Here is an 11004-nt window from a genome sequence, read left to right as displayed (position 1 = left end):
CCTGCAACCCGTCCATGACGATCGCCGCGCTCGCGGAACACAGCATGGCCACGATCGTCCGCCAGGACCTCGGAACGGTCTTCTAGAACAAGGGCCGGGCCGGCCCAGGCCGGTTCATCAGCACCTTCGGCACGATCACGAACGTCGACGGCCGTCCGGGCAGCTACGTCCACACCACCGGCCCGCCCGGCCCTCGCACCGCCGGGACGAGGCGCTCGGGCGGGTGCGCCGCCAACCGCGGTTCACCCGCTCGTCCGCCGCGAGGTGGGCGGTCACCTGAGCGATCCCGGTGAGTCTGCGACGCTGGTCGGTGTGTCGATGCTGTCGATGCGAGTGCGTGCGCTGTGGGAGTCTCTCGCGGGCGCGCCCATCTCCTTCTCCGCCCCACCCATGGTGGCGGTGACACCGCGGTCCTGGTTCTGTCCGCCCTCCTGGGCCGGCATCGTGGTAATCGACGAGACGGCCGCCATCACCGCGCCAAACGCCGACATCGCGCGAACCATACGGTCAGCCGTGGCGTCGCTGCCGGTTTCCGCGCTCACCGACCTCCACACGCTACGGACAGTCCTCCCGGTCACGGAGGCACTGGGTCCCGCGGCCCTTTCCTACCTGAACGCCGAGGACTTCCGGCCGCACCCCGCCCAGGACACGGTCGAGATGCTGCGGCCCAGCGCCCAGGATCTGCGGGCGCTGCTGGCCTCGGTGAGCGCCGAGGACGCGGACGAATGCGGCCTCGACGAGATCACATCTCCGGCGTCCGTCGTTCGCGACGGACCCCGGCTCGTGGCCGCCGCCGGCTTCTGCGAGTGGCCTGGCGCCGTCGCCCACCTGGGCGTCCTGACGGCCACCGACGCGCGCGGTCGAGGACTCGCCCGCCAGGTCGCCTCCGCGGCGGTGGCCCGAGCCCTCGACGACGGCCTCCTGCCGCAGTGGCGAGCACGGCCGATGCCGTCCCGCGAACTCGCGCGGACCCTTGGTTTCCGAGAACTCGGTGCCCAGTTGAGCATCCGCGTCCTCGACTCGGCACCATCCTGACCTGGCGGGAGCCACCGAGGCCAACCATCGACGGAGATCCCGCCCGGATCCCGCCCGGCCCGGCAGCGGATCCAGGGCCTGACGGCCAACCGGCGCGCCGCGAGAAGTCCGGGCAATCCGGAGGCCGGTGGTCTTGCCGCCAGACCGCGATCGGTTTGGTCTCGCGTCCGCGCGGTTTCCGGTCCAGGTCGTCGTCGCCCGAGTTGGCGTAGGCATACGCGATCAGCGCGCCGATCGCCGCTGGTGGCCGTCGCGTCCACCGCCACCCAAGGGCTGTCGCGACGCCCCGCATGTAGAACGATACTCTCGCCACCGGGAAGCCTGGATTCACCAAGGGATAGAACATGACGTACTCGGTGAGCGTCGCGAGCGTGCATCCGCTTTCGGCGCAGCACTGCCCCGGGGTGACGAGGCGCCACTTTCGGCGCGCGGCTTTCCCGCGTATGGCGGATGCCCGCCCACCCGGGCCGGCGGCGCGGCGATGACTCGAAGGAGTCGCGGCATGCTATTGCTCGACAGCAAGCGATTACTCAGGGCGGGCGCGCTCGTGGTCAGCGCCAGCGGCCTGGCCGCATCCCTGGTCGCCTGTGGCCAGGAAGGGACGACCGGGGCGGGTGGGACCTGCTCCGCGACGGCGCCCGGCATCACGCCCACCGAGATCAGGGCCGGCATGGTCTGGAACGACACCGGGCCGGGAGCATCCACCGTGGCTCCGTTCCGGGCCGGGGTGGATGCCCGTCTCCACGTCCTCAACGAGCAGGACGGCGGCATCTACGGCCGTAAGGTCACCTACGCCTGGCGGGACGACCAGTCGGATCCGACACTTAGCCTGCGGATGGTCCAGGAGCTTCTCAACCAGGAGAACGTCTTCGGATTCATCTACTCCCCCGGCGGCGGCCGCGACTCCGCCAAGCTCCTGGAGGAACGCGCCATCCCGGTCACCGGCATCGCCAGCGACCCGATCTGGCTCGGGATGAACAACATGTTCTCGTGGTTCTATCTGGGGGACGGCTTCAACACGACCTGGGGGAACTACGTCCAGCAACAGGGGGGCACCCGCGCGGCCATCTTCACGATCGACGCGAGCGCTTCCAGCCTGGGCTTCGCGCAGCAGGTCGCGGCGAGCCTGACGGCGGCCGGCGTCAAGGTCGTCCAGACGTTCCCCACGGGCGCGAGCACCAGCTACCGGGTCATCGCCCGGCAGCTCAAGGAGAACGACATCGACACACTCGCGGGCGTCCTCCTGCCCAGCGCGGCGGCGCAACTGCTCCCCGAACTCGCCCAGCTCGGTGTCAGCCTGGGCCACGGCCTCAAGGTCGCCCTGCTGCCGGCGGGCTACGACCACGACAGTCTCACCGAGTTCGGCCCGTCGATCGCCGGCGCGTCGATCCTGTCGGCCATCCAGCCCTTCGAGCTCGACAGTGTCGGGCAGCAGAGATTCCGGCAGGCGATGAGTGACTACGTCCCGGAGATCCAGCCGCCGACCCAGGACATGGCGGTGAACGGCTGGCTCTCCGCCGACCTGTTCATCCGCGGCCTGGAGGCTGCCGGGGAGTGCCCGACCAGGGAGTCGTTCATCTCAGGCCTGCGCGCCGTGCAGGACTACGACGGCGCCGGCCTGGCCCCCGACGCCAGCATCGACCTGTCGACGAACTTCCGTCAGACCTCGACCTGTTACTACGCCATCAAGATCAGCCAGGACGGCGCCCGGTTCCAGCCGGTCAGCCCGGACGCCCTGTGCGGAGACGTGATCACTCCGGAGCAGGTGGCCGCCCTGAACCGGCAGTCATGACCCGATAGGCCCGCGCTTCCCGGCGTGCGCCCGTCTCGCGACAGCGCGGCGGGCGCATCCGCCGGAGCCGCACCATGTTGTCAACGCTTCCGGTGGCCAGGACGCGGCCGTCGGCCGTGGTGGCCACGGCCATCACGGCTTCGGTGTGGCCCGCGAGAGGCCGGCCGATCGGTCGGATCCGGGTGGGGTCGGCGACGTCCCACAGCGGCGCCGTCCTGGGCCCACAGCCGCGCCGTCCCACTCATCGGTGTTTCCGGTGGCGGGAAGAACATCCACCGGCCGTGAATGCCACCGGCCACGCCCGGAAAGGAACCAGGTCACCAGGACGACGCGTCGTATCGTGATCAGGATGGTGTCGTGGCGAAGCTGTACGTCGGGACCTCGGGCTGGAGCTACGACCACTGGGAGGGCGTGCTCTACCCGCCCGGAACGCCGACGCGGGACCGGCTGGCGATCTACACCCGTCGTTTCGACACTGTCGAGCTGAACGCCAGCTTCTACCGGTGGCCGACCGAGGCCGCGTTCGGATCCTGGCGAAGGCGGCTGCCGGCCGGTTTCGCGATGTCGGTGAAAGCGCCGCGCGGGCTGACGCACGCGAAGCGCCTGTACGGCCCTGAGGCCTGGACCGAGCGGATCGCGCGCGGCTGGCATGAGCTCGGCGAACGCCGGACGGTGGTCCTCGTCCAGCTGGACGGCCGGCAGGCCCGGGACGACGCCCGGCTGGAGTACCTTCTCGCCGGCATTCCCCGGTGGATGCGGACGACCGTGGAACTGCGCCACGCCAGCTGGCACACCGAAGCGGTCTACCGGCTGCTCGAACGCCATCAGGCGGCCTACTGCGTCATGAGCGGCGCGGGTCTGCCCCGCGTCCCGCGAGCCACAGCGTCGTTCGTCTACGTCCGGCTTCACGGGCCCGACCACGACGCTCTCTACTCCGGCTCCTACAGCGACCAGGACCTGCGATGGTGGCGCGACCGCCTCCTCGAATGGCACCGAAGCGGCCTCGACGTCTACGCCTACTTCAACAACGACGGCCACGGCCACGCCGTCCGCAACGCCTCGACCCTGCGCGAGCTGTGCGCCAGCCTCATGGAGCCTTCCTGAGCAGCGCGTCCTCCCGACGATCGCTTCCGGCCCAGGGCCGCTCGGCTGGCGTCGGCAGCCTCCCGGCCAGGTGGCTTCCCGTCCGCCGACGCCGGACATGATCGCCGTTTCTGCCCACTGGAGGTCGTGATCTGGCCCTGTCCACGACCTTCAGTGGGCACTATCGGCGATCATGTGAGGCAGGCCAGCGTTGGCAGTCGCGGCGCTCGTTCGCCTTGCTCGCCTGTACGGGCCGTCTTCTACACGGCCCGTTCCGCCGTGGGCGCGGCGCGCGCCGGGCTCGGGACGTGGGCGCGGAGCCGGGCGGCGGCCTGTTCCGGGGTGATGTCGCGTTGGGGACCGGCCAGCATCTCGAAGCCGACGAGGAACTTGCGGATGGTCGCCGAGCGCAGCAGCGGAGGATAGAAGTGCGCGTGCAGCTGCCAGTGCTCGCCACCGGTGGACCGATCCGCCGCCGGTCCGCTGTCGGCGGGGCCAGGGGCGCCATGCCAGCCCATCGAGTAGGGAAACGGCACACCGAACAGGTGGTCGTAGGCCGTCAGCAGGGTCCGCAGAATGTCGACCAGGCTGGCGCGCAGGGGCCCGTCCAGGTCGGCCAGGCTGGCGACCGGACGCAGCGGTAGGAGCATGGTCTCGAAGGGCCAGACCGCCCAGTACGGGACGACCGCGAGCCATCCGTCGTTCGCGGCCACGACGCGTTCACCGGCTGCCTGTTCGGTGGCGGCGTAGTCGACGAGCAGGCGCCGGCCGTGCTGGCGCAGGTAGGCCCGCTGGCGGGCGTCCTCGGCGGCGGGTTCGTCCGGCAGCACGGAGCTGGCCCAGATCTGGCCATGGGGGTGTGGGTTCGAGGCGCCCATCGCGGCGCCCCGGTTCTCGAAGATCTGGACCCATCGCCATCGGGGGGCCAGCTCACGGGTCTGCGCGGTCCAGGTGTCGATGACCGCGGCAAGTTCCCCGTCGGACATGGCGGCCAGGTGACGGTCGTGGCGCGGGCCGAAGCACATCACCCGGCAGACCCCGGCCACCGGCTCGGAATGCAGCAATGCGTCGGGCAGGCCCGCCTGCGGGACGGGTCGGCCTGACGGATCGCCCTGGTCCTGGCCGGCGCCGGGCCGCAGGGCTGGGAAGTCGTTCGCGAACACGTACGGCCCGGTGTAGTCCGGGTTCCGAACACCGTCGCCGTCGCCACCATTACCGCCACCGGCCCCAGCTCCGCGCAGGTTGCCCGGGCACAGCGGACAGGCGGGATCGTGCGCCACCGTCAGGCCGGGCTGGACGGCCTCGGCCTGACCCGACCACGGCCGCCGGTCCCGGCCGGCCGACACCAGGACCCAGCGGCCGCGCAGCGCGTCGAAACGACGATGGGAACCAGGAGCGCTCTCCACGGGCTCGGTGTTCGTCATCGTCCTCGAGAGGTCCGTAGGGCGGAGTGGGCCGTCTCGTCGGCGCGGTTCTCGTGACCGGTCTCGACCGGTCACGCGGCTCGCGCGGGTCGTCCCAACCCGGACGGCACCGACGACGTCACCCGCGACCGCTGACGCGGCCGCCTCCTCGAACAGTAGCCAAGCTCCCGAAACGATCCCCCAGAGGCCCTCGCGCTGCGAGCGGAGCGGAGACGGGAAACAATGCCCGGAGAACTCCGCTGGCGCTGGCGGACAGGTAGCCAAGAAACGGACGGAAGGATATAGCCGGCGTGGGAGAGGCGATTTCAGCGCCACCGCGCCGACCTGCGCCCGTCACGTCCTCAAGGCGCCTTCCTGGACCATTCGCAGGGATTTCTCGCCGTAGTCGCCAGCGCTTGGAGGGCCGTGGATGCGAGCGATCGTCATCGACAGATTCGGCGGGCCCGACTGTCTTGTCTACCGGGATCTGCCCGAACCTGACGCCGAGGCGGGCCACGTCGTCATCGAGGTGAAGGCGTTCGGTCTCAACCACGCCGAGATGCACATGCGCAGGGGTGAGTGGGCCGAGGCGGCCGAGGTGAGCGGCATCGAGTGCGTCGGCGTGGTGGCCGCCTGCCCAGGCGGCGAGTTTCCCCCGGGAGCCAAGGTCGCGACCCTGATGGGCGGGCTCGGCCGCACCCGCAACGGAAGCTACGCGGAGTACACCCGCGCGCCGGTGTCCAACGTCGTGCCCATCGAGTCCGACCTGCCGTGGGCGGTGCTGGCGGCCATCCCGGAGACCTACGCGACCGCGTGGACCTGCCTCTTCCGCAACCTGGAGATCGACAAGGGCCAGACCCTGGTCATCCGCGGCGCCACGTCGTCGTTCGGGCGAGCCGCGCTCGGCCTCGCCGTGAACGCCGGCGCGCGGGTCATCGCCACGACCCGCGACCCGGCGCGCTTCGCCGAGCTGGAAGAACTCGGGGCGGACCGCGCCGAGCGCGAGGGACCGGACCTTTCGACCCGGATCGCCGAGGCCGGACACCTCGACGCGGTCCTCGACCTCGTCGGCAACAGCACGATCCTCGACTCGCTCGCGATGCTGCGCCGCGGCGGCCGCGCCTGCCTGGCGGGCTGGCTCGGCGGCCTCGACCCCATCGCGGACTTCAATCCCCTGCTCCAGATGGCGAGCGGCGTCTACCTGACGTTCTTCGGAAGCTTCGTGTTCGGCACGCCCGGGTTTCCGCTGTCCGACGTACCGCTCCAGGAGATCGTCGACCAGGTCGCGTCCGGCCAGCTGGCGGCCCGCCCGGCGCGGGTGTTCGGCTTCGAGGAGATCCGAGCGGCCCACCGCGTCATGGAAGCCGGCGAGGCCGGCGGCAAGATGGTGGTGGTCCGCGGCTGACCAGGACGCCCGCCAGACGCGGGCCGGGCGAGGCGCGGCCCGGAACCCACGCCAACCCACCCGCTGGAACCCCCCGGAACCCAGGCAGGTCGCGATGGATTCGCCATGGGTCGGCGCCGAGCCGTCGGTGCTGGTGTTCGACGTCAACGAGACGCTCATCGACGTCGAGTCCCTGGAACCGCTGTTCGAGGCGGTCTTCGGTGACCGGCGGGTCATGCGCCAGTGGCTCGACCAGCTTTTTCTGTATTCCATCACGGCCACCCTGTCCGGCCAGTACGAGGGATTCTTCGCCCTGGGGCAGGGGGTGCTACGGATGGTGGGCGACATCCACGGCGTCCGGATCACCGACACCGAGGCCGAGAACCTCAGGACGGGCATGCTGACCATGCCCGCGCACCCCGACGTGGCGGCCGGCCTGGGACGGCTGAGCGACGCGGGCTTCCGGATGGTCACGCTGACGAACTCGCCCGCCAACCCGGCGGGGCCCAGCCCGCTGGAGCACGCCGGGCTGGCGCGCTTCTTCGAGAGGCGGTTCACCGTCGAGACCGTCCGCGCCTACAAACCGGCTTCGGCGACCTACCACCTGGTGTCCCGGGCTCTGGGCGTGCCGCCAGGCGCCTGCATGATGGTGGCGGCGCATGTGTGGGACACCATCGGCGCCCAGAGCGCCGGCTACACCGCCGGCCTGATCACCCGGCCCGGCAACGCGCCGCTGCCCGTCGCCTCCCTGCCCCAGCCCAACCTCGTCGCCCGGGATCTTCCCGACCTCGCCGACCAGCTCATCCGGCGCTGGCGACGTTAGGACACCCTCGGCGGACGGCTACTACGTCACGTCTTCTGGCGGGTGACGGCGGTCATGCCGAGAGACGGCCGTCAAAGGACAGTGCGATAGCGTCCGCGCAGGAGATCTCTTCTGTCGCCCATCCGGGGAATGGGCGGGGCGGATGTCCTGGCGGGGGAGGAACATGGCCGAGATCGCGGGCCTGGCACCACTCGAGGAGGACGACCCGCGCGCGCTGGGGCCGTACAGACTCCTCGGCCGGCTCGGCGACGGCGGCATGGGCAGCGTCTACCTGGCCCGCCGCCAGGTCACCACCGAACCTACGGCCACCGCGGACGAAGGGCCGCTGGTCGCGGTGAAGGTGATCCGGCCGGACCTGGCCCGCATCCCGGAATTCCGGGAACGGTTCCTGCGGGAGGGGCAGGCGGCCCGCCGGGTCGCCCGGTTCTGCACCGCCGAGGTCCTCGACATCAGCACCGACGGCCCGCGCCCCTACCTCGTCACCGAGTACATCGACGGCCCCACCCTCTGGACGGCCGTCCGCGACGGCGGCCCGATGGCGGTGGCGGGGCTGGAGCGGCTCGCGGTCGCGGTCGCCTCCGCGCTGAGCGCCATCCACGCCGCCGGCGTCGTCCACCGCGACCTCAAACCCGGCAACATCCTGCTCTCGCCGTCGGGGGCGAGGGTCATCGACTTCGGCATCGCCCGCGCCCTCGAGTCCACCACCACGATCACACATGGCTCGATCGGCACCCCCGGCTTCATGGCCCCCGAACAGGCCCTCGGCCAACCCGCCACTACCGCCGCCGACGTCTACGCCTGGGGCGCGGTCGTGGTGTTCGCCGCCACCGGCCGCGCCCCCTTCGGCGAGGGGCCGACGCCGGTGATCCTGCGCCGCGTCGCCACGCAGGCTCCCGACCTCACCGGCGTCCCCGCCGACCTGCGTCCCCTCGTCGCGCGCGCGATGGCGAAGAACCCCGCCGACCGCCCGACCGCCGACGAGTTGCTGCTCCTCCTGCACCGGGTCCACTCACCGGCCCCAGGCCCGACACCCGCCCCGCCGCGCCTGTCCGCCGGGGCGCCGCCACCGCCGGCCACGGGCGCCGCCGACTCGGCCAACGTCACCACCCGCCCACTCCCGCCCCCGGAGCACGCGCCACCCACCGGTCCGCCCGCCGATCGGCCGCCCGCCCGCCGCGACCCTGCCCACCGCTGGCTGACCATCGCCCTCGCGGCCATCACCGCCGTCTCCGTCGCGGTCGCCGTCACCGCGACCGTCCTCGCCGTCACCCGCGACGACAGGCCCGGCGGCACGACGGCCACGGCCGGGACGACGCCGCGCGCGGCACCGTCCGCGACGGCGACCGCCGCGCAGTCACGACGGACAACGGCCGACGCGCTGTCCCACAGCGCGGTACGCCCCATCGGTCACATCAGCACCGTGGCGTGGGACGTGCCCACCGACGTGTTCGATGTGGCCTTCTCCCCCGACGGCCGCACCCTCGCCAGCCTCGAGAGCGACCCCCTCAGCGACCAGAGCGGAAACTCCTTCGACCACAAGCGAATCGAGCTGTGGGACGTCACAGACCCTGCTCGCCCCGCGGCCGTCGGCGAGCCCTTCGACGCCTCCGGCAGTGGGGCGCTGTATTTCTCCCCCGACGGCCACACCCTCGCGGCGAACAAGCGCGACGGCACGGTCCAGCTCTGGAACGTCACCAACCCCGCCAAACCGGCGCCTGCCGGACGGACACCGGCGGGTCCCGAGGGGTGGAGTCACGGGCTGGCCTTCTCCCCCGACAGCCACACCCTCGCCATCGTGCTCGGCGACGGGACCGTCCGCCTGTGGAACGTGACCGACCCGGCCAGCCCCACCCCCCTCGGCGAGCCCCTTGCCAGCAGCACCGACTACGTCCACAGCGTGGCGTTCGTCCCCGGCGGCCACACCCTCGCCATCGGTGGGGATGACGGCTCCGTCCGCCTCTGGGACGTGACTGACCCCGTCAGGCCGGCGCCACTCGGCCAGCCCTTCGATGTCGCCTGGGCGGGGACGATGGAGTTCACCGCCGACGGCCACATCCTGGTCACCCTCGGCGAGACCATCCGCTTCTGGAACGTCGAGGACCTCGCCCGTCCCCGGCCCCTCGGCCAGCCACTCTTCGGGGTCCCCTCCAACGGAGGGATGGACATGGCCCTCTCGCCCGACGGCACCGTCCTCGCCTTCAACGACCAGCTCACCAGCACCATCCGTTTCTGGGACATCACCAACCCCGCCACGCCCACGCCCCTCGGCCAGCCCGTCGACAACGCCGGGGGCTGGAACCTCGCGTTCTCCCCCGACGGACACACCCTCGCCTCCGCTGGAGGTGGCAGCCTCATCCAGCTCTGGAGTGTGGGCTGACACAAGTAGGCCCACGACCCGGCCGGCGCGCGGCGGGGCGGGTCGCCCAACCGCTCGCGACGGGGCGCCACGCCGTCACCGGCCGGGCGGGCAGCGGGGCCGCGCGGCAGTCCGATGGGATATAACGGGCGCGGAGAAGATCGTCCCTTCAGCCTGTCGGGGGAACAGGCGGGGCAGGGTCTTCGGGGCGGGGGCGGCATGGCCGAGGTGCCGGGGACGGCGCCGCTCGACGAGACCGATCCGGCGACGCTGGGGCCCTACCGGCTACTCGGCCGGCTCGGTGACGGCGGTATGGGCAGCGTCTACCTCGCCCGCCACGAGCACGCGTCCAGCGCCGGCACCGCGCAGGCGCCGCTGGTCGCGGTGAAGGTCATCCGGTCCGACCTGGCCCGCATCCCGGCGTTCCGGGAGCGGTTCCTGCGGGAGGCCCAGGCGGCGCGCCGCGTCGCCCAGTTCTGCACCGCCGAGGTCCTCGACGTCAGCACCGACGGCCCGCGCCCCTACCTGGTCACCGAGTACGTCGACGGGCCGACACTGTCGACGGCGGTCCAGGACGGCGGCCCGCTGCCAGGCGCGGAACTCGAACGGCTGGCGGTCGCGGTCGCCTCCGCGCTCACCGCCATCCACGCCGCCGGCGTCGTCCACCGCGACCTCAAACCCGGCAACATCCTGATGTCCTCCACCGGCGCCCGCGTCATCGACTTCGGCATCGCCCGCGCCCTCGACGCGACCACCGCGCTCACCCACGGCACCATCGGCACTCCCGCCTTCATGGCCCCCGAACAGGCCCTCGGCCTGCCCGCCACCACCACCGCCGACGTCCACGCCTGGGGCACCGTCGTGCTGTTCGCGGCCACCGGCCGCGCCCCGTTCGGTGACGGCCCCATCCCCGCTGTGCTGCACCGCGTCATCACCGACGCCCCTGACCTCACCGGCGTACCGGGAGCCCTGCGGCCCCTCGTCGCGCGGGCGATGGCCAAGAACCCCACCGAGAGGCCCACCGCCGACGAGCTCCTCCTCACCCTGCACCACCTGCGGGCGACCCCCGACGAGGCGACCGCCGCGGACGGGCCACGGGCGTGGGCCGGGCCGCCCGTGGCGCCGGGC

10 protein-coding genes are annotated in these 11004 nt (G+C 72.0%); 7 read left to right on the top strand and 3 right to left on the bottom strand.

The window, feature by feature from the left end; genetic code table 11:
* Positions 1-272: 272 nt before the first annotated feature.
* Positions 273-491 carry a hypothetical protein gene (locus I6A81_RS02215; protein ID WP_203007028.1) on the bottom strand — a complete coding sequence of 73 codons (219 nt, stop codon included), beginning with the start codon at positions 489-491 and terminating at the stop codon, positions 273-275.
* Between the two features lie 22 nt (positions 492-513).
* Here I6A81_RS02215 and I6A81_RS02210 point away from each other — a divergent pair, with 22 nt between their 5' ends.
* Together I6A81_RS02210 and I6A81_RS02205 are read left to right on the top strand one after the other, a co-directional pair.
* Positions 514-1035 carry a GNAT family N-acetyltransferase gene (locus tag I6A81_RS02210; protein WP_203007029.1) on the top strand — a complete coding sequence of 174 codons (522 nt, stop codon included), beginning with the start codon at positions 514-516 and terminating at the stop codon, positions 1033-1035.
* 502 nt (positions 1036-1537) lie between these two features.
* Complete coding sequence (locus tag I6A81_RS02205; RefSeq protein ID WP_203007030.1) at positions 1538-2827, top strand: ABC transporter substrate-binding protein; 1290 nt, start codon at positions 1538-1540, stop codon at positions 2825-2827.
* Here I6A81_RS02205 and I6A81_RS46020 read toward each other — a convergent pair.
* Positions 2787-3068: a WD40 repeat domain-containing protein gene (locus I6A81_RS46020; protein WP_323132729.1), complete on the bottom strand. Its 282-nt coding sequence runs from the start codon at positions 3066-3068 to the stop codon at positions 2787-2789. The genes I6A81_RS02205 and I6A81_RS46020 overlap by 41 nt on opposite strands.
* 116 nt (positions 3069-3184) lie before the next feature.
* Here I6A81_RS46020 and I6A81_RS02200 point away from each other — a divergent pair, with 116 nt between their 5' ends.
* Positions 3185-3931: a DUF72 domain-containing protein gene (locus I6A81_RS02200; RefSeq protein ID WP_203007031.1), complete on the top strand. Its 747-nt coding sequence runs from the start codon at positions 3185-3187 to the stop codon at positions 3929-3931.
* Positions 3932-4170: 239 nt separating this feature from the next.
* Here I6A81_RS02200 and I6A81_RS02195 read toward each other — a convergent pair whose 3' ends face one another.
* Complete coding sequence (locus I6A81_RS02195) at positions 4171-5334, bottom strand: UDP-glucose--hexose-1-phosphate uridylyltransferase (RefSeq protein WP_203007032.1); 1164 nt, start codon at positions 5332-5334, stop codon at positions 4171-4173.
* Between the two features lie 409 nt (positions 5335-5743).
* On the opposite strand from I6A81_RS02195, the gene I6A81_RS02190 reads away from it, so the two are divergent.
* The 4 genes from I6A81_RS02190 to I6A81_RS02175 all read left to right on the top strand — a co-directional run.
* Positions 5744-6718, top strand: coding sequence for a zinc-binding alcohol dehydrogenase family protein (locus I6A81_RS02190; protein ID WP_203007033.1), 975 nt, complete (start codon positions 5744-5746; stop codon positions 6716-6718).
* A 94-nt stretch (positions 6719-6812) separates the two neighbouring features.
* Complete coding sequence (locus I6A81_RS02185) at positions 6813-7520, top strand: haloacid dehalogenase type II (protein WP_203007034.1); 708 nt, start codon at positions 6813-6815, stop codon at positions 7518-7520.
* A gap of 163 nt (positions 7521-7683) precedes the next feature.
* Positions 7684-9897 carry a WD40 repeat domain-containing serine/threonine protein kinase gene (locus I6A81_RS02180; RefSeq protein WP_203007035.1) on the top strand — a complete coding sequence of 738 codons (2214 nt, stop codon included), beginning with the start codon at positions 7684-7686 and terminating at the stop codon, positions 9895-9897.
* Positions 9898-10095: 198 nt separating this feature from the next.
* Positions 10096-11004: serine/threonine-protein kinase (locus I6A81_RS02175; protein ID WP_203010072.1), on the top strand; the 909-nt coding region annotated here is incomplete at its 3' end.

Origin of the sequence: Frankia nepalensis (assembly GCF_016786325.1) — a bacterium.
Taxonomy (GTDB): domain Bacteria; phylum Actinomycetota; class Actinomycetes; order Frankiales; family Frankiaceae; genus Pseudofrankia; species Pseudofrankia nepalensis.
This window is presented reverse-complemented; position numbering and strand designations above follow the sequence as displayed.